Here is a 19,897-nt window from a genome sequence, read left to right as displayed (position 1 = left end):
CCGGTGGCTCAGCCTGCCTGTTGTTCCATCTGACGCAGTTGCGATTGACGTTTGGCCGTGCGGTCCAGCAGACGCTGCAGGGCCGGGGAATGCGGGGCCTGCTCGATGGCCTGCTGCAGTTCGACGCGTGCGGCGTCCAGTTCCACCGCCGCACCGGCCAGGCGCGGGTCGGTGGGTTTCCAGTTCGCTGGCACCTGCGCTTCGAGCGTCGCGGGCGTTTCCACCCGCCACTGGTGATTGAGGGCGACGGCCAGCAGCGACAGCCCCGCGAAGCTTGCCGCGAGCAGCCAGCGCTGGCCGCGCCGGGCGCGCGGCGCCGTGGTGACGGCGGCCGGCGTGCCGGCATCGAGCTTCGCTTCGATGTCGGCCCACAGGTCGCGCCGCGGGGACACCGGTTCGCGCAGGGCGCGCATCTGGCGATGCCATTCGAATTCGTTCATGACGCTTCTCCAAGTACCTTTCGCAGCAGTCCGCGTGCGCGGTGCAGCTGCGCTTTCGACGAGCCGACGGCCATGCCGAGCTCGGCGCTGATTTCCTCGTGCCGCCAGCCTTCCACATCGTGCAGGACCAGCACGGCGCGTGCGCGTGGCGGCAGTTTGCCGATCGCACGTTCCAGTTCGTCGCGTTCGGCGGCACAGAACGGGGTTTCGCCGCGGTCGGGCAGGCTGTCCTCGTCCATCATGCTGACCGGGTCGGCGCCGCGCGAGCGGATGTCCATCAGCGCCACGTTCACCGCCAGGCGGTACAGCCAGGTGCCGAACGCGCTTTCGTGGCGGAAGCCGGCCAGTTTCTGCCAGGCGCGCACGAAGGCGTCCTGGGTCAGATCCTCGGCGCGTGCGTGGTCATAGCCGGCCAGGCGGTAGACGGCGCCATAGACGCGGTCGGCATGCCGGCGATAGAGCCGCTGGAAGGCCGCGCGGTCGCCGTCCGCGGCCGCGCGCACGTCGGCGACGTCGTCGTCGGGCGCTGCGACGGGGGCAGGCGGCATGGAGGTTCCGGTGGCGGCGCAGGCGCTGATCATCTTGCCAGCTTGGATGCACCGTGGCGCTGCAGGGTTTAGAGAAAGGCGCTCATCCGCCATCAGTCATGGATGGCGGGAAGCGGCGGCCGGGCCTTGCGCCACGGCCGCCGCGGACGGTCACGAGGCGACCGCCGAAACCCGCGGCGCGCCGGCGAGCGCGGCGGCCACGCGTTCGAGTTCGTCGTGCAGGCGCTGCGGCATGCGCTGGCCGAATTCGCGCAGGTAGTCGCCGATGGCGGCGGCTTCGGCCTGCCAGCCGGCCTCGTCGACGTGCAGCAGCTCGTCCAGCGCGGCGCCATCCAGCGCCAGGCCTTCGGTGCGCAGTTCGCCGCGCGCCGGCAGGGTGCCGATCGGCGTGTCGACGCCGGCGGCCTTGCCTTCGACGCGGGCGATCATCCACTCCAGCACGCGCAGGTTGTCGCCGAAGCCCGGCCACAGGAACTTGCCGTCCCTGCCTTTGCGGAACCAGTTGACGTGGAAGATCTTCGGCAGCTGCGCGCCCGGCCGGTCGAACGACAGCCAGTGCCGGAAATAATCGCCGTAGTGGTAGCCGCAGAACGGCTTCATCGCCATCGAATCGCGGCGCAGCACGCCCACCGCGCCGGTGGCCGCGGCGGTGGTTTCCGAACCCATCGCGCCGCCGACCAGCACGCCGTGCGCCCAGTCGCGCGCCTCGAACACCAGCGGCACCAGCGAAGGACGGCGGCCGCCGAACACGATGGCGCTGATCGGCACGCCCTGCGCGTCCTCGGACTTGGGCGACCAGGTCGGGCACTGCTTCGCACTGACGGTGAAGCGCGCATTCGGATGCGCGGCCGGGCCATTGGCCGGGTCGTAGGCGCGGCCTTGCCAGTCCAATGCCGGCTCGCCCGGCAGGCCTTCCCACCAGGGCTGGTTGTCGGCGGTGACGGCGACGTTGGTGAAGATGGTGTCGCACGCGATGCTGGCCAGCGCGTTCGGATTGCTGCCCGCGCTGGTGCCCGGCGCCACGCCGAAGAAGCCGGCTTCCGGGTTGATCGCGTACAGGCGGCCGTCGGCGCCGGGGCGCATCCAGCAGATGTCGTCGCCCACGGTCCACACCTTCCAGCCGTCGCGGCGATAGCCTTCCGGCGGGATCAGCATGGCCAGGTTGGTCTTGCCGCAGGCCGACGGGAACGCGGCGGCGACGTAGTGCGTCTGCCCCTGCGGGTTCTCGATGCCCACGATCAGCATGTGCTCGGCCAGCCAGCCCTCGGACCTGGCCTGCCAGCTGGCGATGCGCAGCGCATGGCACTTCTTGCCCAGCAGCGCATTGCCGCCGTAGCCGGAACCGTAGGACTTGATGGTCAGGTCCTCGGGGAAATGCATGATGAAGCGGCGCTCCGGATCGAGCTCGCCGGTGGAGTGCAGCCCCTTCACGAACGTGCCTTCGCGCTCGATGCGCGCCTGCGCCGCGGCGCCCATGCGCGTCATGGTGCGCATGTTGGCCACCACGTAGGGGCTGTCGGTGATTTCCACGCCGCAGCGGGCCAGCGGCGAATCGATCGGGCCCATGCAGTACGGAATGACGTACATGGTGCGGCCTTCCATGCAGCCGGCGAACAGGCCGTCCATCTTGGCGTTCGCCTCGGCCGGGTCCATCCAGTGGTTGTTCGGGCCGGCATCTTCCTGCTCCTTCGTGCAGACGAAGGTGAGGTGCTCGACGCGGGCCACGTCGGAAGGACTCGACCGGTGCAGGTAGCAGCCTGGATGGGTCTGCTGGTTCAGTTCGACCAGGTCGCCGGTCTGCAGCATCTGCTGCACCAGGGCCTGGTATTCGGCGTCAGAGCCATCGCACCAATGGATGCGGGCGGGGCGGGTCAGCGCCGCCACCTCGTCCACCCAGCGCTGCAGCGCCGCCAGCTTGCTCGCCATGCGTTCCTCACTCTGGTCTTAGAACAAAAAAGAGCAGAAACGGTAGTTTGCGTGTACTGGCATTGCAAGGCGGGGTGCAGCAAAGCGGCCCTGGAATGCCGCCAAGCCGCTGATGCGGCTGGTCTTTCAGCCCGGCGTGAGCGTCTTGATCATGTGCTCGACGTAGGCATCGAAGTCTTCATGGCTGATGCGCGGTAGACCCAGCGTGAAGTTGAGCTGCAGGAAGCCTACGTAGGCCGCGTAGGTGAGGCGCGCGCGGTTCAGCGCCTCGGCCGGGGCCAGGCCGGCTTCGCGGTAGATGGTGGTGAGGAATTCCATGCGCCGCTGCGACACGCGGGCCATCACCGGCACCACCTGGGGGTGATCCAGCGCCTTGAGCAGGGCGGCGTAGACGCGGTGCGGGGCGATTTCGTGCGCGACCCGGCGGAACAGTTCCGGCAGGCGGGCGCGCGGGTCGGGCATGGCCTCGATCTGGCTGATCACCTCGCGCTCGCCGTACTGCTCCCAGCGTTCCAGCGCGGCCTGCAGCAGGGCTTCGCGGGTGCGGAAGTGCCAGTAGAAGCTGCCCTTGGTTACCCCGAGCTGGCGGGCCAGGGCCTCGACGGCGAGGGCGCCGACACCCTGGTCGGCAATCAGCTTGAGGGCGGCATCTTCCCAATCTTCGGCGGAAAGACGGGTACGTTCGGGTTTGGCGCTGGCATTCATTCGAGCATGGTAGCCCCAGTCCTAGGCTTTGCAATCCGAACGGCCGTGGTTGACGGCGGCTCGGACGGCAATCCATACTCGTCCGTATGGTTACCATCGCGCCAGCCGCCGTTTCGTCCCACTCCTATGCCGCCGCCGATGGCGTGCGCCTGGCGGTGGACGTACGCCAGCCCGACGGCCGGCCCGCCCTGCTGTTCGCCCACGGCTTCGGCCAGACCCGCCACGCCTGGACGGCCACCGCCGCCGCGCTGGCAGGCGAGGGCTTGCGCTGCGTCACTTTCGACAGCCGCGGCCATGGCGAAAGCGGCCGCGTGCCCGGCGGCGACTACCACATGGAACAGTTCGTGGCCGACCTGGTCGGGCTCGCTCGTTCTCAGCCGGAACCGCCGGTGCTGGTCGGCGCCTCGATGGGCGGCCTGCTCGGCCTGGTGGTGGCCGGCGAGATCGACCCCGGCCTGTTCCGCGCCCTGGTGCTGGTGGACATCACCCCGCGCTGGGAAACCGCCGGCGTCGAACGCATCCTCGCTTTCATGCAGGCGCATCCGGACGGCTTCGCCGATTACGCCGAAGCGGCCGAACAGATCGCCGCCTACCTGCCGCACCGCGCCGGCCGCAAGAGCGAAGACCAGTTGCGCCCCCTGCTGCGCGAAGGCGCCGACGGCCGCCTGCGCTGGCATTGGGACCCGGCCCTGCTCGGCGGCGACCTGGTGCGCGAGGCCGAGCGCTACCAGCCGCGCCTGATGAGCGCCGCGGCCAACGTGCGCGTGCCCTTGCTGCTGCTGTCGGGCGGACGCAGCGACGTGGTCTCGCGCGACACCGTCGACGAATTCCTGCGCCTCGCCCCGCATGCCGAACACGTGGAGCTGCCGCGTGCCACGCATATGGTGGCGGGCGACGCCAACGACGCTTTCACCCGTGAGATCGCACGATTCCTGCGCACTCTGGACGGTGGAGCAACGCATTGAATGCCCGCACGGACGCGGTTTTCCTGACTGAGTAATGCCCATGCCTGTCCATCGCCACAACGCCATTCGCGACGAGGTGCTTTCATGTCCGTGATCCTCACCCTGCTGGCGGCCCTCATCGCCACCGGCGCCTGTGCCTACCATCGCAGCAGCCTGCGGACCTGGGCGATCGTCACCGTCGGCGCCACCCTGGTCGTGGGCCTGATCGCCGGCGCGCCGGCCACCACGGTCGTGCTGCTGACCCTCGAGCTGGTGGTCGCCGTGCCGCTGCTGATGATCGACTTCCGCCGCAAGAAGATCAGCGCGCCGCTGCTGAAGCTGTTCGCCAAGGTCACGCCGAAGCTGTCGGAAACCGAGCAGACCGCGCTGGAAGCCGGCACCGTCGGTTTCGAAGGCCAGCTGTTCTCCGGCAAGCCGGACTGGCACGAGCTGATGAAGCAGCCCAAGCCGGAGCTGAGCACCGAGGAACAGGCCTATATGGACGGCCCGGTGGAACAGCTGTGCGGCATGCTCAACGACTGGCAGATCACCCACGAGCTGGCCGACCTGCCGCCGGACGTCTGGGCCTTCATCAAGAAGCACAAGTTCTTCGGCATGATCATCCCGAAGCAGTACGGCGGCCTGGGCTTCTCCGCGCTGGCGCATTCGGCGGTGCTGCAGAAGCTGGCGACCATGTCGGCCACCGTGGCCTCCACCGTCGCCGTGCCCAATTCGCTCGGCCCGGCCGAGCTGCTGCTGCACTACGGCAGCGACGAGCAGAAGAACTACTACCTGCCGCGCCTGGCGGTGGGCGAGGAGATTCCCTGCTTCGCGCTTACCGGCCCGTATGCCGGCTCCGACGCCACCTCGATCACCGACTTCGGCATCGTCTGCAAGCAGACGGTGGACGGCGTCGAGACGCTCGGCATCCGCCTCACCTTCGACAAGCGCTACATCACGCTGGCGCCGATCGCCACCGTGGTCGGCCTGGCCTTCCGCATGTACGACCCGGAGAAGCTGCTGGGCGACAAGGAAGACCTGGGCATCACCCTGGCGCTGATTCCGCGCTCCACCGCGGGCCTGGAAATCGGCCGCCGCCACTTCCCGCTCAACATCCCGTTCCAGAACGGCCCGGTGCACGGCAAGGACATCTTCGTGCCGATGTCGGTGCTGATCGGCGGGCCGAGCATGGCCGGCCACGGCTGGCGCATGCTGGTGGAATGCCTGTCGGTAGGCCGCGCCATTTCGCTGCCGTCCAATGCCACCGGCGGCGTGCGTTCCGCCGTGGCCGCCACCGGCGCCTATGCGCGCATGCGCAAGCAGTTCGGTCTCTCCATCGCGCGTTTCGAAGGCGTGGAAGAAGCGCTCGCGCGCATCGGCGGCCTGACCTATGCCACCGCGGCGCTGTCGCGCGCCACGGCTGCCGCGGTGGACCGCGGCGAGAAGCCGGCCGTGCCGTCGGCCATCGCCAAGTACCACGCCACCGAGTGGGGCCGCATCATCGCCGGCGACGCCATGGACGTGCATGGCGGCAAGGCCGTGCAGCTGGGCCCGAAGAACTACGCCGGCCGCGCCTGGCAGGGCGTGCCGATCGCCATCACGGTGGAAGGCGCGAACATCATGACGCGCAGCCTGATGATCTTCGGCCAGGGCGCGATCCGCTGCCATCCGTACGTGCTGAAGGAAATGCAGGCGCTGTCGATCGCCGACTACGGCGACCGCCTGAAGACCTTCGACCGCCTGCTGTTCAGCCATATCGGCTTCGGCATTTCCAATGCGGTGCGCGCCTTCACCCTGGGCTTCACCGGTTCGCGCATCGGCGAGGCCGCGGGCGACGCCTACACGCGCCGCTACTACCGCAAGCTCGACCGCTATTCGGCCGCGCTGGCGCTGTGCGCGGACACCTTCATGGGCGTGCTCGGCGGCAAGCTGAAGTTCAAAGAGAAACTGTCGGCGCGCCTGGGCGACGTGCTGAGCTATCTGTACATCGCCAGCGCCATGCTCAAGCGCTACGAGGACACCGGCCGTCCGGAAGCGGACCGTCCGCTGCTGGCCTGGGCCTTCCACGAGTGCATGTGGCGTACGCAGATGGCGCTGGACGGCGCGATCCGCAACTTCCCGGTGCGCCCGGTCTCCTGGCTGCTGCGCGTGCTGGTGTTCCCGTTCGGCCGCCGCGAAGTGCCGCCGTCGGACCGCCTGGGCCGCCGCGTCGCCGCCATCATCACGGCGCCGGGCGAAGCGCGCGACCGCCTGCTGGAGTGGGTGTATCTCACCCCGACGGCGAACAACACGGTCGGCCGCATGAACGAGCTGCTGCCGGACGTGATCGCCGCCGAGCCGGTGGAGCGCAAGTTCCTCAAGGCGCAGAAGGCCGGCCAGTTCAAGTCGCACGACTACTTCGGCCAGCTGGCCGAGGCCGAGAAGGCCGGCATCATCGACAGCGCCGAGGCGGCCCTGCTCAAGCGCGTGCGCGAGGGCGTGTTCGAGTTCATCTCGGTCGACGATTTCGACCCGTCGGAACTGGGCGCGGCGAAGACCAAGGAAGAGATCAAGAAGCTCGCCGACGCGGCCTGAGCGTAGGTTGGGGTGAGCGCAGCGAACCCCAACAGACCACCCCGGTTACCGCGCCGTCGAGCGTGGTAACCGGAAGATCGGACGTATCGATGGCGTGAGAGGCTTGTTGGGGTTCGCTGCGCTCACCCCAACCTGCGGCGCCGTTCTTCAGGGGGCCATGACGCAGCGGTTCTTGCCGTCTTCCTTGGCCTTGTACAGCGCGCGGTCGGCGGCCTGGATCAGGTCCTCGTCGCTGCGCGCGTCGCCGCTCCACAGCGCGATGCCCTGGCTGGCGCTCACCTGCGCCACGAACGGACCGCGGCTGCCGTCCAGCGGGTAGGGCGCGGCCAGTTCGCCGCCCAGTTCCTGGCAGCGGTGCAGCAGTGCCGCGGCATCGGAGACGTCTTCCAGGATCAGCGCGAATTCGTCGCCGCCCAGGCGCGCGACGGTGTCGTTCGCGCGCAGCGCCGCGTGCAGGCGCGCGGCGATCGCGCGCAACAGCGCATCGCCGGCCGGATGCCCGTGGTCGTCGTTGATGCCCTTGAAGCCGTCGATGTCCAGCAGCACCAGCGCGAACGCCATGCCGTGGCGCGGCGCGCGTTGCATGGCGGTGCGCAGGCGGTCGTGGAACAGCACGCGGTTGGGCAGGCCGGTGAGCATGTCGTGGGTGGCCTGGTGGCGGATCTGCGCTTCCACCCGCTCGCGCTCGGCCATCTCGATGCCGAGCTGGCGGTTGCGCTCCGAAAGCTCGTCCAGCGTGGCGCGCAGCTGCGCGCGCGCTTCGTACAGCTCCAGGAACACGCGCACCTTCGACTGCAGGATGGCGTCGTTCACCGGCTTGGCGATGTAGTCCACCGCGCCGAAGCGGTAGCCCTTGAGCCGATGGAGGTCGTCCGCATAGGCCGCGGTGACGAAAATGATCGGCGTCTCCTGCAGCTGGCCGGATTCGCCCAGCAGCGAGGCCACCTCGAAGCCGTCCATGTCCGGCATGTTCACGTCCAGCAGGATCAGCGCGAACTCATGGTCCAGGCACATCGCCAGCGCCTGGTTGCCGCTGCTGGCTTCCAGCAGCTCGGCGCCGCAATCGGCCAGCAGCACGCGCATCGCCACCAGGTTGGCATGGGTGTCGTCGACGACGAGGATCTTGGGGCGGGCGATATTCATGCGAGACAGAGCCGGTTGAGCAGCGGCGGGATCTGCGCCAGGGGCAGGCAATGATCGGCGCCGGCGCGCTCCAGCGCGGCCTGCGGCATGGTCGGTACTTCCGCGTCGCCGGGCTCCTGCACGATGGCGATGCCTCCCTGCGCGCGGATCGCCGCCAGTCCTTCGGCGCCGTCGCTGTTGGCGCCGGTGAGCACCACGCCGACCAGGCGTTCGCGGTACGCCTCGGCGGCGGAATCGAATAGTACGTCGATCGAGGGGCGCGCGTAGCTCACCCGCGGGTCCACGCTGAGCGCAAAGCGGCGGTCGTGCTCCAACAGCAGGTGATAGCCGCTGGGCGCCACGTGCACCGTGCCGGGCGCCGGCAGTTCGCGCTCGCGCGCCTCGGTCACCGCCAGGCGGGTGTGCCGCGCCAGCAGCTCGCACATCAGCTCGACCGTGGCCGAGCCGGTATGGCAGCACACCAGCAGGGTCTGCGGCAGGCGTGGATCCAGTTGCGCCAGCAGCCGCTCCAGCGCGGTGAGGCCGCCGGCCGAGCATCCGATCGCGATGGCTTCCGGCGCCGCCACGTCAGGCCGCCTGCGGCGCCTTGGCGCCGAGCCGGTAGATGCGCAGGCCCGCGTCGACGGCCGTGAAATCCGCGGCGGAAGGCGCGAAATCCAGGCTTTCGCGCGTGCCCAGGCAAAGGAAGCCGCCGCGCACCAGGCTGTCGCGGAACAGGCCCAGGGTGCGGTCCTGCAGCGGGTCGGAGAAATAGATCAGCACGTTGCGGCACAGCACCAGGTGCGCTTCGCAGAACACTTCGTCGGTGACCAGGTTGTGGTTGGCGAAGATCACGTTGCGGCGCAGGCGGCTGTCCAGCTTCAGCAGTTCGTAGCGCGCGCTGTAGTAGTCGGCGAGCGTATGGCTGCCGCCGGCCGCCAGGTAGTTGCGCGACCACAGCTGCGCCTCGCGCGCCGGATAGATGCCTTCCTGCGCATGGCGCAGCGCGGCTTCGTTGAAGTCGGTGGCGTAGATCTGGGTGCGCTCGTACAGCCCGGCTTCTTCCAGCAGGATGGCCAGCGAATAGACCTCCTGCCCGTGCGCGCAGCCGGCCTGCCAGATATTGATCTGCGGATACGACGCCAGCACCGGCAACACCTGCTGGCGCAGCGCGCTGAACACTTCCGGGTCGCGGAACATTTCCGACACCGGCACCGACAGGCCTTCCAGCACCTGCGCCAGGAACGCCGGTTCGTGCAGCAGGCGGCCGGTGAGCGCGCTGATGGTACCGGTGTGGTGGGCGATCACCAGCTGCTGCACGCGGCGCTTGAGCGAGGCCGGCGCGTACTGGCTGAAGTCGTAGCCGTGGCGCGCCTGCAGCGCGCGCACGAACAGCTCGACCTCGATGTCCTCGAGTTCGCCGTCCGTCCTGCCGGCGCCGCGCTCCTTCATCGGTGCAGCCACACGCGCAGCATCGACGACAGCTTGTCGATGTCGATCGGCTTGGAGAGGTAATCGTTGGCGCCGGCTTCCAGGCATTTCTCGCGGTCGCCGCGCATGGCCTTGGCGGTGAGCGCGATGATCGGCAGCTTGGCGAAGCGCGGCTGCGCGCGGATCTCGCGGATGGTGTCGTAGCCATCCATCACCGGCATCATGATGTCCATCAGCACCACTTCGACGCCGCTCTGCTCGTCCAGCGCCTTCAGCGCCTTCTGGCCGTCCTGCGCCATGTTCACCTGCATGCCCCAGCCGCGCAGCACCTTGGACAGCGCGAACAGGTTGCGCATGTCGTCGTCCACCAGCAGCACCTTGCGCCCGCCCAGCTCGCTGGGCATGCCGTTGACGGCCGGCGCGTGCGCCGGCGCGGGGGGCGGCGGCCGGCGCGGCCGCGCGCGCGTGGCCGCCGCGGATGCTGTGCAGGAACAGGCTGACCTCGTCCATCAGGCGCTCCGGCGAACGCGCGCCCTTGATCACGATGCTGTCGGTGTACTGGCGCAGCTTCAGGCTTTCCTCGCGGCTCAGGTCGCGGCCGGAGTAGATCACCACCGGTGGCGTGCTGCCGCCGGTGCCCAGGCGCTCGAGCAGCTCCATGCCGTCCATGCCGGGCAGGCCCAGGTCGAGCACGATGCAGTCGTAGCTGCCTTCGCCCAGGCGCTGCAGCGCTTCCTCCGCGCTGCCGGCCTCGTCGATGGTGACGTCGTCGCCGCGCAGCAGGGTGCGCATGGCCGAGCGCGAGTCGGCATCGTCGTCCACGATCAGCAGGCGCCGCGCCTGGCCCTCGGCGAAGTGCAGCAGTCGCTCGAACGCGCCGTCGATCGATTCGCGGCTGACCGGCTTGGTGAGGAAGCCCACCGCGCCCAGCTCGCGTCCGCGGCTGGCGTCGTCCACCGCGGAAATGAAATGCACGGGGATGTGCCGGGTAACCGCGTTCTCCTTCAGCCGCGCGATCACCGTCCAGCCGTCCATGCCCGGCAGCATCACGTCGAGCAGGATGCCGGTGGGGCGGAAGCGCTGCGCCAGCTGCAGGCCGGACTCGCCGTCGGCGGCGGCCAGCGCGCGGTAGCCCTTGCGGCGGACCATGTCGGCGAGGATGCGCGCGAACACCGGGTCGTCCTCCACGATGAGGATGGCGGTATCGCCCGCGGCCAGCGAGTCGCGGTCGTCCTCGATGGTTTCCGGCAGCAGCGCGCTGCTGACCGGCGCCGGCCTGGCTTCCATCGGCGCGCCCGGTGCCGGCACGGGCGTGGCGCTGCCGTCGACGCTTTCGGGCAGCAGCATGGTGAAGGTGCTGCCGCGGCCTTCCTCGCTGTCCAGCACCACGCTGCCGCCCAGCAGCTCCACCAGCCGGCGCGAGATGGCCAGGCCCAGGCCGGTGCCGCCGTACTGGCGGCTGGTGCTGGCGTCGACCTGCTCGAAGGCGTTGAACACGCGCTCGGCCTTGGCGCGCGGAATGCCGATGCCGGTGTCGTGCACGGCGATGGCGATCGCGGGCTTGCCTTGCAGCGCCTCCGGCAGGGCCAGTCCGGACGGCGGGCGCGCGATGCGCACGGTCACGCCGCCCTGGTGGGTGAACTTGAAGGCGTTGCCCACCAGGTTGTTGGCCACCTGTTCGAGCTTGGCGGCATCGGTGTGGATGCTGGCCGGTACGCCGGGCTCGATCTCCACGCGGAATTCCAGGCCTTTTTCCTGCGCCACGTGGGCGAAGGTGCGCTTGAGCGTGCGCTCCAGGTCGGCCAGCGGCAGGTCGGCCAGCACCAGTTCCATCTTGCCGGCTTCGACCTTGGACAGATCCAGGATGTCGTTGATCAGGCGCAGCAGGTTGCTGCCGGAGTCGTGGATGATGCGCGCCGACTCCACCTGCTCGCCGTCGAGATTGCCCTCGCGGTTCTCGGCCAGGCTGCGCGACAGGATCAGCAGGCTGTTCAGCGGCGTGCGCAGCTCGTGCGACATGTTGGCGAGGAACTCCGACTTGTACTGGCTGGCGCGGGCCAGCTCGTCGGCTTTTTCCTGGGTTTCGTGCTGCAGCACCTCGAGCAGGTGCTTCTGCTGGTTGAGCGTCTCGGTCTTCTGGCGCAGTTCCTCGTTGCTGGCCTGCAGCTCCTCGGTCTGTACGCGCAGCTCTTCCTCGGAGGCCAGCAGCCGCTGCGACTGCTCCTGCAGTTCGCGCGTCTTGAGGTTGAGCTCTTCGTTGCTGGCCTGCAGTTCGTGCTGCTGGTTGCGCAGCGTTTCCTCGGAGGCGCGCAGCTCGTCGGCCTGTTCGCGCGTGCGGTTGAGCAGGTCCTTGGTGCGCAGGGCGCGGCCGAGGTTTTCCAGCGACAGCGCGGCGATCGGCAGCAGTTCGTCGAGCAGGCTCTGCTGCGGGCCGCTGAGGTGCTGGAAGCTGGCCAGTTCCAGCACGCCCAGCAGCTTGTCGCGCGACAGCAGCGGCAGCACGGCGATGCTGCGCGGCGCCGCTTCGCCGGTACCGGAATGGATGCGCACGTAGTCGTCCGGCACGTCCTGCAGCACGATGGCCTGGCGCTCCAGCGCGCACTGGCCGACCAGGCCCTCGCCCGGCGCGTAGCTGGTGCTGAGGTGGCGCCGCTCGCGGTAGCCGTAGCTGCCCTGCAGCTCAAGCTGGTTGCGTTCCTCGTCGAAGGCGTAGAACACGCCCACGCCGGCCTGCAGCAGCGGCACCAGGGTGCCGGTGAGGCGGTTGCCGAACTCGCGCTGGTCGTCCACCTTCTGCAGCTCGCCGGCGATCTCCGACACGTTGCCCTTGACCCAGGTCTGCGCCGCCGTCTCGATCGCCATCTGCTTGAACACCTGCAGCGCGCGGGCGATCTCGCCGATCTCGTCGCGGCGTTCGGTCTGGCGGATCTCCACCGTGTGGTCGTGCTGGGCCAGCCGGCTCATCAGGTCGGTCATGCGGCGCAGCGGCCGCGTGATCAGGCGGAAGGTGAAGCGCACCACCACCAGGCCGAACAGCAGGGCCAGCAGCATGGCGCCCCAGGTCACCGCGCGCACGAACACCTCGTCGCGGCCCTGCGTGACTTCGCGCTCGCCGAGCAGGGTGGCTTCGGTGGTGTCCATCTGGTCGACCAGGTCGATCAGGTCGGCGCTTGTCACCGTGCGGTGGTCCATGTAGCTGGACTGGACACGCGCGCGCTCCAGCGCGAGCTGGGTGGCATCGGCGCCCTTGACCGCGTCGATCGCCTCGATGCCATGCTGCTGCGCTTCCTGCTGCCATTGCCGGGTCAGCGTCTGCACGCGGTCCAGCCGGGTCTGCTGCAAGGGGTTGTCGGCGGTGAGCCGGCGCACCGCGTCGATGCCGTCCTGCGAGTGGCGATTGCCCGCCTTGAAGCTATCCAGTTCCTTGCGGTTCTGCGTGAGCAGGTAGCCGCGCACCGCGGCCTGGCTGTTCTGCAGGCCTTCGATGATGTCGTTCAGCGCGGCGCGCACTTCGAAGGTGTGGCGCGACCATTGCCAGCTGTCGTCCTGCCGGTTCAGCGAGAGCAGGGTGACCGAGCCGCAGATCACGAACAGCGCGATCAGGCTGCCGATGGCCAGGAGGATCTTGCGCTGGATCGGCTGGTGCGCGAGCCAGGAATACTGGCGGGGGGCGGTGGTGGCCATGCGGGTTCCCTGTATCGATGGCCCGGCGCACAGCCTTCTGCCAGGCGTTCGGCGCAGGGTAGCGCAGCGGGCGTCAGCCCGGTGTGGTCGGTGTGGCCGATGCGGTCGGGGGAATGCGCCGCTGCCATGCCGGCGGCACGATCGAGCCGCGGCGCAGCGCCATCGCCAGCAGCACGCCGCTGAGCGAGGTGCACACCAGCAGGGCCACCACCGAGGCCTCGGCGCCGAAGTCGCCGCCGCTGAGCCAGCCCGGGCCGGTCATCTTCGCCACCAGGAAGCCATCCGGCGGCAGGCCGGATACGGCGATGCCGAACACGGTGCCTTGCAGCACGTTCCAGGCCAGGTGCATGCCCGCGCAGATCCACAGCGAGCGGGTGACGTGATAGAGCAGGCCCAGCAGGATGCCGGCCTCGATCGCGATCGAGAGCGAGCTCCACAGCGTGGCGCCGGGATTGTTCAGATGCACGGCGCCGAAGAACAGCGCCGAAATGGCCAGCGACCACCAGGTGCCCAGCCCTTCCTCGACGATGCGGAACAGCACGCCGCGGAACAGGATCTCCTCGCCCAGCCCCGCCCCGACGCCTACCACCAGCACGGCCGGCGCCCAGTCGGCGGCGGGGTTGGTGTGCAGCACGTGGTAGCTGCCCAGCAGCCACAGCACGGCCACGGTGAGGCTCATCAGGCCGATGCCGATGGCCAGGCCGAGGCCGCCCTGCGCGGGCAGGCGGCGCAGCGACAGCTCGGCGACGGGTCGGCTTTCCACGCCGCGCACCAGGATCAGGTAGGCGACCAGGGCCGGCAGCAGGCGCCCGATCATCTCGGCCACGGCGCGCAGCAGCGGATCGGCGTCCTTGGCATTCCAGCCCAGCACATGGAACACCGAGCCGACCACGAAGCCCGTGGCGATCATCGTCACCACGAAGTTGACGATGCGCCCCAGCGGCGAGAACACCAGCCGGCGTTGCCAGACGGTGGCGTGGGCGGGGGGGACGAAGGCCAGTTGGGAGTTAGCGTCCATGCGTTCCTTGAAGAACGTTCCTTGAAAAACGTTCTTTGAAATATCAGACGTCGACGGAGGCGGCGTGCTCGCGCGTGGCCGAGAAGCGTACCTGCGGCCAGCGCTCCTGCGCCAGCTGCAGGTTGACCCGCGACGGCGCCAGGTAGACCAGCTCGCCGGCCGCGTCCACCGCCAGGTTCATGGCGTTCTTCTCGCGGAATTCTTCCAGCTTCTTTTCATCGCCGCAGTGCACCCAGCGCGCCGTGGCCACGCCCACCGGCTCGAACGCGGCGTCGACGCCGTATTCGTCCTTCAGGCGGTACGCCACCACGTCGAACTGCAGCACGCCTACCGCGCCCAGCACCAGGTCGTTGCTCATCAGCGGACGGAAGAACTGCGTGGCGCCTTCTTCCGAGAGCTGCGCCAGGCCCTTCTGCAACGCCTTCATCTTGAGCGGATCGCGCAGGCGCGCGCGGCGGAACAATTCCGGCGCGAAGTTAGGGATGCCGGTGAACGACACCGGCTCGCCTTCGCTGAAGGTGTCGCCGATGCTGATGGTGCCGTGGTTGTGCAGGCCGATCACGTCGCCGGGGAAGGCGCTTTCGACGATCTCGCGGTCGCTGGCCATGAAGGTGAGCGCATTGGCGATGCGCACTTCCTTGCCGGTGCGGGTCTGGATCATCTTCATGCCGGCGGTATAGGTGCCCGAGCACACGCGCATGAAGGCCACGCGGTCGCGGTGCGCCGGGTCCATGTTGGCCTGGATCTTGAACACGAAGCCGGTGAGTTTTTCCTCGGTCGGCTCGATCTCGCGGCTGAGCGTGGCGCGCGGCTTGGGCGAGGGCGCGTGCTCGACGAAGAAGTCCAGCAGCAGCTGCACGCCGAAGTTGTTCACCGCCGAGCCGAAGAACACCGGCGTGAGCTTGCCGGCCAGGTACTGCTGCAGGTCGAACGGATGCGAGGCGCCCTGCACCAGTTCCAGTTCGTCGCGCAGTTCCTTCATCGCCTCGGCGCCGATGGCGGCTTCGAGGCCGGGCGCGTCGAGGCCCTTGAAGATGGTCGAATCCTGCCGCGTGAAGTTCTTGCCCGGCTCGAACACATGCACTTCGTCCAGCAGCATGTGATAGACGCCCTTAAGGCGCTTGCCCATGCCGATCGGCCAGGTCAGAGGCGCGCAGGCGATGCCGAGCACGGATTCCACTTCGTCCAGCAGCTCGATCGGCGAGCGGCCTTCGCGATCGAGCTTGTTGATGAAGGTCATGATCGGCGTGTCGCGCAGGCGGCACACCTCCATCAGCTTGATGGTGCGTTCCTCCACGCCCTTGGCGCAGTCGATCACCATCAGCGCGGAGTCCACCGCGGTGAGCACGCGGTAGGTGTCTTCCGAGAAGTCCGCGTGGCCGGGGGTATCGAGCAGATTGACGATCTTGCCTTCGTACGGGAACTGCATCACCGACGAGGTGACCGAGATGCCGCGCTCCTTTTCCAGCGCCATCCAGTCCGAGGTGGCATGGCGCGCAGCCTTGCGCCCCTTCACCGAGCCGGCCATCTGGATGGCGCCGCCGAACAGCAGCAGCTTTTCCGTGAGCGTGGTCTTGCCGGCGTCAGGGTGGCTGACGATGGCGAAGGTGCGGCGGCGGAGGGTTTCGTCGAGGTGGGTGTACATGCGGGGATCGGGGCGGTCGATGCGAACCCGACATTCTAGCGTGGCTGGGCGTCCCCTGGCCCTTCGAGGGCCACCCGCCGCCGCTCCAGGCTCTCCGCCGTCCACACCTCGCTGCGCCGGTAGAACTCCGGCACCGCCCGCGCGCCCTCCGGAATCACCACCCACGGCTGCTTGCTGGCGGTGAAGACGTGGATGTCCGGCGGCAGGCGGTCCGGGTCGTCCAGGGTGCCGACCCGCACGTAGGCGAAGGTGGCGCCGCCGCCGGCGTAGTGGCTCCACAGGGCGACCATGCAGTCCGGGCAGCGGGCGACCTGCTGGCCCTTGCCGCTGAAGCTGGGGATGGTTTCGACGAGCGGGCGGCCGCGCAGCAGGCGCAGGCGCCCGGTTTCGATCATGGCGTTGAGGGCGAAGGCGGCACCGCTTTCGCGCTGGCACCAGCGGCAGTGGCAGCAGTGCACGATCAGCGGGCCGCTGCCGAGGCGGTAGCGGACTTCGCCGCAGGTGCAGCCCCCGTCCAGGGGCAGGAACTCGACCGCCATCGCGCTGGCTCCCGAGATTCGGACGGCCCAGCCTACTCGACCAGCAGGTCCTCGTAGAAGGCGCCGTAGGGCTCGCTGGGGTGGGCGATCTGGATCTCCAGGATCCACAGGCCGCCGGACGGGGCCTGCTTCAGCGTGCCCAGGTCGCCGGCCTTGTGGATGGCGTGGGGGAAATCGCCCACGCGGTGGCCCTTGATGGCGTGGTTGAGGCGCCAGCCCATCGCTTCGGCCCGCTCGGCGGCGAAGGCGTACAGCGCCTCGCCGCTCAGGCCCCGGGTGCGCCAGGCCGCGGCCACGTCGTCGAACAGGGTGCGGGCGGCCTCGGCGCAGGCCTGCCTGGCCGGATCGGCGCCGGTGGTGAAGGTGTCGCCGACGTCGCCCTCGTGGCCGTCGAAGACCAGGCCCAGGTCGATGAAATAGATGTCGTCCGCGCCCAGCCGCAGCGCCGGGTCGGAGGCTTCGCGGAAGGTCTTGAGAGTGTTGGCGCCGATGCGGATCACCACCGGGTGCCACAGCCGCTCCAGCCCGTGGGCGCGGAACACCTCGGCGGCCTCGGTCCGGGCTTCTTCCTCGCTGATGCCCGGGCGCATGCGCTCGCGGATGCCCTGCAGCACGGCCCAGCTGCGCTCGCGGGCGCGCAGCATCAGGGCGGGGTCGTAGGGGGCGCCGACGGCTTCGCGCGGGGTCGCGGTCATGGCGCTCAGATCCACAGCAGGATCAGGCCCAGCGCCGCCGGCACGGCCTGGAACAGCAGGATGCGGCGCGAGGCGGTAAAGCCGCCGTAAAGCCCGGCCACCAGTACGCAGCCCAGGAAGAAGCGCGCCACGGCGAGGCCGTCCGTGCCCAGCCACAGCGACCACAGCAGGCCGGCGCTGAGAAAGCCGTTGTACAGGCCCTGGTTGGCGGCGAGCACCTTCGATTGCGCGGCGAATTCCGCGGTGGTGCCGAAGGCCCTACGGCCGGCCGGCTTGTCCCACAGGAACATTTCCAGCACCAGGAACCATACGTGCAGCACGGCGACCAGGGCGATGACGATTTGGGCGGCAATGGACACGGCGGCTCCTTGGTTGAACATCCATTGTAGGTTGGGGTGAGCCATCGGCGAACCCCAACCTACGCCTTGCGGAAGGTCACCACCAGCACGTCGCGGTGCGCGGCCCGGGTGGCATCGCGCGGCATCACCGGCGTCACCCCGTGGAACACCCGCGCATCGTCCACCAGCGCCGCATCCAGCGGGTGGGTGAGGGTGAAGCTGCCCAGCAGGCTGCCGTCGGCGGTGTGGATGGTAGTGGTGCCGCTTTCGATGTTCTCGCGGTCCACCAGCAGCACCAGCACGTAATCCACCCCGTCGCGGTGCACGCCTTCGGGCGTGGGCTCGCCGGCGAGTCCGGCGCGGGCCTCGATGCGGAACTGGTGCACCTCCACCTGCCACTGCGCCACCTGCGGCGCCAGCGCGCCGAAGAAATCGCGGGCGAAGGCCAGGATGCGCTGCAGGCTGGGGCCTTCGGCAATGGCCGGGAGTACCGGCTCGAACCAGCGTTCGATGCCGCCCTGCAGATTGTTGTAGTCCAGGCTCTGGTAGTGCGGCTGCCGCGGGCGCAGCTCGAACGGGCCCGCCGCGCCGGCCGCGAACACCGCATGGCGGCGGCGCCGGTGGCGGCCCTTGGCGGCCAGGTAATCGTCCGGGCCCAGCGCGTTCCAGCTGTCGGCGAATGCGGCCCAGTCCGCCATCGCCTGCCGGGAACCGTCTTCCAGCAGGCGCTCCATTGCCAGGTGGGTGGCGAAGGCGAAGCCGTCGCGCTGGAGCAGCTCGCGCAGGGCCGGGGCGGACGTGGCCTGGTGTTCGGGGGCGGTCATGGACATCCCGGGGAGTGGGAAAGCGGCCAAGCATAGCGCCGACGCAGGCGCGGCACATGGCCGGCAGCTGGCATGCCGCAGGGCTGCTGGCGCCTTGTCTGGCGCGGCCTGGCGGGTTTGTGCGAATAATCTTGAACCGATTGGGCGTGTAGACGTTTAGACGGCCAAACTATTGACACGGCCGAGCGGGCACCGATACAGTCCGCATCACTCATCGAGACCGGCTGAGGGACAGGCCCTTTGAAGCCGGGGCAACCTGCGGGATTTCCCGCCACGGTGCCAACTCCTGCGGAGGCGCAATCAGGCGCCGCCGAGAGATGGGCGAGCTTCGTGCCGGCACTCATGCCGGCGGCGTGGCGACCTCTCTCCGATCCGCAGGGCGATGCCCGAACCGGAGAGCGAGATGTCCAGCCAGCCCCAGCCCGTCACCAGCGCCACTGCCCCCTGTACCCAGGCGGGCGTTGTCCGCGCGGACCTCACGACGCAGCGCAGCTCCCGCCGCATCCGTCTCTCGCCCAAGTACGGCAGCCGCCCCTGCGAAGTCGACGTGCGCTACCTGTGGTGCGGCGCGCCGGACGCGCCCACCGTGATCGTGCAGGGCGGCATCTCCGCCAACCGCGACGTGGTGGTGCTGGACGACGAAGCCACCCCCGGCTGGTGGCAGGAAGCCGTCGGCGCCGGCCGCCCGATCGACCTCGACCGCTACCGCGTGCTGTGCATCGACTGGCTGACCCCGGCCGAACTCGACGGCGCCACCGCCGTCTCCAGCGAAGACCAGGCCGACGCCCTGGCCGCCCTGGTCGAGGCGCTGGGCATCGTGCGCGTGCATGCCTTCGTCGGTTCTTCCTACGGCGCCATGGCCGGCCTGGCTTTCGCTGCGCGCCACCCCTATGCGCTGGACCGCCTGGTGCTGCTGGCCGGCGCGCACCGCCCGCATCCGTTGGCCACCGCGCAGCGCGCCGTGCAGCGCGGCATCGTGCGGCTGGGCCTGGAGACCGGGCAGCCGGAGCAGGCGCTGTCGCTGGCGCGCCAGCTGGCCATGACCACCTACCGCGGCAGCGAGGAATTCTCGCGCCGTTTCACCGCCGCGCCGGAATTCCGCGAAGGGCGCTTCCATTTCCCGGTCGAGGACTACCTGGTGCACCAGGGCCGCCGCTTCGTCGAGCGTTTCGACGTGGAGCGCTTCCTCGCCCTGTCCGAATCGATCGACCTGCACGACGTGACGCCGGAGCGCATCGCCGCGCCCGCCACGCTGATCGGTTTTCCGTCCGATCGCCTGGTGCCGCTGTCGGACCTGTGCGAACTGCAGCGCCGCCTGCATGGCCCGGCCACGCTCGAGGTGCTCGAGTCGCCGTACGGCCACGACGCCTTCCTCAAGGAAACCCATCGCCTCGCGCCGCTGCTGCGCGAAGCGCTGGCCTGAACCCATTCGTCCCCACGCCCTTGCGCACCAGCAACAAGAAA

Annotated in this window: 17 protein-coding genes, 1 pseudogene and 1 riboswitch; of the genes and pseudogenes, 3 read left to right on the top strand and 15 right to left on the bottom strand. The window is 69.2% G+C overall.

The window, feature by feature from the left end; genetic code table 11:
• Nucleotides 1-8: 8 nt before the first annotated feature.
• The 4 genes from ISN75_RS18260 to ISN75_RS18245 form a co-directional block, all read right to left on the bottom strand.
• A complete protein-coding gene (locus ISN75_RS18260) occupies nt 9-440 on the bottom strand; it encodes a hypothetical protein (protein ID WP_168647799.1) in 432 nt (143 codons plus the stop codon).
• Nucleotides 437-988 carry an RNA polymerase sigma factor gene (locus ISN75_RS18255; RefSeq protein WP_167257039.1) on the bottom strand — a complete coding sequence of 184 codons (552 nt, stop codon included), beginning with the start codon at nt 986-988 and terminating at the stop codon, nt 437-439. The genes ISN75_RS18260 and ISN75_RS18255 overlap by 4 nt, the downstream gene beginning before the upstream one ends.
• A 150-nt stretch (nt 989-1,138) precedes the next feature.
• On the bottom strand, nt 1,139-2,914 hold the full coding sequence (locus ISN75_RS18250; RefSeq protein ID WP_343820487.1) for a phosphoenolpyruvate carboxykinase (GTP): 1,776 nt from the start codon (nt 2,912-2,914) through the stop codon (nt 1,139-1,141).
• Nucleotides 2,915-3,040: 126 nt separating this feature from the next.
• Entirely contained in the window at nt 3,041-3,619 is a 579-nt protein-coding gene (locus ISN75_RS18245; protein WP_167257037.1) for a TetR/AcrR family transcriptional regulator, read from the bottom strand.
• Nucleotides 3,620-3,705: 86 nt separating this feature from the next.
• Here ISN75_RS18245 and ISN75_RS18240 point away from each other — a divergent pair, with 86 nt between their 5' ends.
• A complete protein-coding gene (locus ISN75_RS18240) occupies nt 3,706-4,584 on the top strand; it encodes an alpha/beta fold hydrolase (RefSeq protein ID WP_167257036.1) in 879 nt (292 codons plus the stop codon).
• Between the two features lie 84 nt (nt 4,585-4,668).
• The gene (locus ISN75_RS18235; RefSeq protein WP_343820489.1) at nt 4,669-7,137 is read left to right on the top strand and encodes an acyl-CoA dehydrogenase; all 2,469 of its coding nucleotides are present in this window, start codon (nt 4,669-4,671) and stop codon (nt 7,135-7,137) included.
• Between the two features lie 147 nt (nt 7,138-7,284).
• On the opposite strand, the gene ISN75_RS18230 is transcribed toward ISN75_RS18235, so the two are convergent.
• The 11 genes and pseudogenes from ISN75_RS18230 to ISN75_RS18180 all read right to left on the bottom strand — a co-directional run bounded on the left by ISN75_RS18230 (nt 7,285) and on the right by ISN75_RS18180 (nt 18,433).
• A complete protein-coding gene (locus ISN75_RS18230) occupies nt 7,285-8,280 on the bottom strand; it encodes a diguanylate cyclase domain-containing protein (RefSeq protein ID WP_167257034.1) in 996 nt (331 codons plus the stop codon).
• Nucleotides 8,277-8,846, bottom strand: coding sequence for a chemotaxis protein CheB (locus ISN75_RS18225; protein WP_167257033.1), 570 nt, complete (start codon nt 8,844-8,846; stop codon nt 8,277-8,279). Before ISN75_RS18225 ends, ISN75_RS18230 begins: the two co-directional genes overlap by 4 nt.
• Before the next feature lies 1 nt (nt 8,847).
• Nucleotides 8,848-9,711 carry a CheR family methyltransferase gene (locus ISN75_RS18220; RefSeq protein WP_167257032.1) on the bottom strand — a complete coding sequence of 288 codons (864 nt, stop codon included), beginning with the start codon at nt 9,709-9,711 and terminating at the stop codon, nt 8,848-8,850.
• Nucleotides 9,708-10,046, bottom strand: coding sequence for a response regulator (locus tag ISN75_RS18215; protein WP_423385177.1), 339 nt, complete (start codon nt 10,044-10,046; stop codon nt 9,708-9,710). Before ISN75_RS18215 ends, ISN75_RS18220 begins: the two co-directional genes overlap by 4 nt.
• A 280-nt stretch (nt 10,047-10,326) precedes the next feature.
• Nucleotides 10,327-13,374: pseudogene (locus tag ISN75_RS18210) on the bottom strand (response regulator); the annotation flags it as partial.
• Nucleotides 13,375-13,447: 73 nt separating this feature from the next.
• The gene (locus tag ISN75_RS18205; RefSeq protein ID WP_343820493.1) at nt 13,448-14,392 is read right to left on the bottom strand and encodes a CPBP family intramembrane glutamic endopeptidase; all 945 of its coding nucleotides are present in this window, start codon (nt 14,390-14,392) and stop codon (nt 13,448-13,450) included.
• A 43-nt stretch (nt 14,393-14,435) separates the two neighbouring features.
• Nucleotides 14,436-16,037 carry a peptide chain release factor 3 gene (locus ISN75_RS18200; protein WP_167257029.1) on the bottom strand — a complete coding sequence of 534 codons (1,602 nt, stop codon included), beginning with the start codon at nt 16,035-16,037 and terminating at the stop codon, nt 14,436-14,438.
• Between the two features lie 35 nt (nt 16,038-16,072).
• Nucleotides 16,073-16,576: a GFA family protein gene (locus tag ISN75_RS18195; RefSeq protein ID WP_343820494.1), complete on the bottom strand. Its 504-nt coding sequence runs from the start codon at nt 16,574-16,576 to the stop codon at nt 16,073-16,075.
• A 32-nt stretch (nt 16,577-16,608) separates the two neighbouring features.
• Entirely contained in the window at nt 16,609-17,271 is a 663-nt protein-coding gene (locus ISN75_RS18190; RefSeq protein ID WP_343820496.1) for a M24 family metallopeptidase, read from the bottom strand.
• Between the two features lie 5 nt (nt 17,272-17,276).
• Nucleotides 17,277-17,630, bottom strand: a complete 354-nt coding sequence (locus ISN75_RS18185) for a DUF1304 domain-containing protein (RefSeq protein ID WP_343820498.1) — start codon at nt 17,628-17,630, stop codon at nt 17,277-17,279.
• Between the two features lie 59 nt (nt 17,631-17,689).
• Nucleotides 17,690-18,433 carry a 2OG-Fe dioxygenase family protein gene (locus ISN75_RS18180; RefSeq protein WP_343820499.1) on the bottom strand — a complete coding sequence of 248 codons (744 nt, stop codon included), beginning with the start codon at nt 18,431-18,433 and terminating at the stop codon, nt 17,690-17,692.
• 208 nt (nt 18,434-18,641) lie between these two features.
• A riboswitch (SAM riboswitch) is annotated at nt 18,642-18,757 on the top strand.
• 79 nt (nt 18,758-18,836) lie between these two features.
• Between ISN75_RS18180 and metX the strand changes: the two genes are divergently transcribed.
• Complete coding sequence (gene metX / locus ISN75_RS18175) at nt 18,837-19,856, top strand: homoserine O-succinyltransferase MetX (RefSeq protein WP_343820501.1); 1,020 nt, start codon at nt 18,837-18,839, stop codon at nt 19,854-19,856.
• Nucleotides 19,857-19,897 lie beyond the last annotated feature (41 nt).

This window comes from Dyella marensis (assembly GCF_049532885.1).
GTDB lineage: Bacteria > Pseudomonadota > Gammaproteobacteria > Xanthomonadales > Rhodanobacteraceae > Dyella_D > Dyella_D marensis.
The sequence above is the reverse complement of the archived record's forward strand: the minus strand, read 5'-3'. Positions and strand labels throughout refer to the sequence as shown.

Excerpts from the sequence above, each read along its gene's own strand:
- ISN75_RS18260 (WP_168647799.1), bottom strand. The coding sequence starts at position 440 with ATGAACGAATTCGAATGGCATCGCCAGATGCGCGCCCTGCGCGAACCG.
- ISN75_RS18255 (WP_167257039.1), bottom strand. The coding sequence starts at position 988 with ATGCCGCCTGCCCCCGTCGCAGCGCCCGACGACGACGTCGCCGACGTG.
- ISN75_RS18250 (WP_343820487.1), bottom strand. The coding sequence starts at position 2,914 with ATGGCGAGCAAGCTGGCGGCGCTGCAGCGCTGGGTGGACGAGGTGGCG.
- ISN75_RS18245 (WP_167257037.1), bottom strand. The coding sequence starts at position 3,619 with ATGAATGCCAGCGCCAAACCCGAACGTACCCGTCTTTCCGCCGAAGAT.
- ISN75_RS18240 (WP_167257036.1), top strand. The coding sequence starts at position 3,706 with ATGGTTACCATCGCGCCAGCCGCCGTTTCGTCCCACTCCTATGCCGCC.
- ISN75_RS18235 (WP_343820489.1), top strand. The coding sequence starts at position 4,669 with ATGTCCGTGATCCTCACCCTGCTGGCGGCCCTCATCGCCACCGGCGCC.
- ISN75_RS18230 (WP_167257034.1), bottom strand. The coding sequence starts at position 8,280 with ATGAATATCGCCCGCCCCAAGATCCTCGTCGTCGACGACACCCATGCC.
- ISN75_RS18220 (WP_167257032.1), bottom strand. The coding sequence starts at position 9,711 with ATGAAGGAGCGCGGCGCCGGCAGGACGGACGGCGAACTCGAGGACATC.
- ISN75_RS18215 (WP_423385177.1), bottom strand. The coding sequence starts at position 10,046 with ATGCGCAACCTGTTCGCGCTGTCCAAGGTGCTGCGCGGCTGGGGCATG.
- ISN75_RS18205 (WP_343820493.1), bottom strand. The coding sequence starts at position 14,392 with ATGGACGCTAACTCCCAACTGGCCTTCGTCCCCCCCGCCCACGCCACC.
- ISN75_RS18200 (WP_167257029.1), bottom strand. The coding sequence starts at position 16,037 with ATGTACACCCACCTCGACGAAACCCTCCGCCGCCGCACCTTCGCCATC.
- ISN75_RS18195 (WP_343820494.1), bottom strand. The coding sequence starts at position 16,576 with ATGGCGGTCGAGTTCCTGCCCCTGGACGGGGGCTGCACCTGCGGCGAA.
- ISN75_RS18190 (WP_343820496.1), bottom strand. The coding sequence starts at position 17,271 with ATGACCGCGACCCCGCGCGAAGCCGTCGGCGCCCCCTACGACCCCGCC.
- ISN75_RS18180 (WP_343820499.1), bottom strand. The coding sequence starts at position 18,433 with ATGACCGCCCCCGAACACCAGGCCACGTCCGCCCCGGCCCTGCGCGAG.
- metX (WP_343820501.1), top strand. The coding sequence starts at position 18,837 with ATGTCCAGCCAGCCCCAGCCCGTCACCAGCGCCACTGCCCCCTGTACC.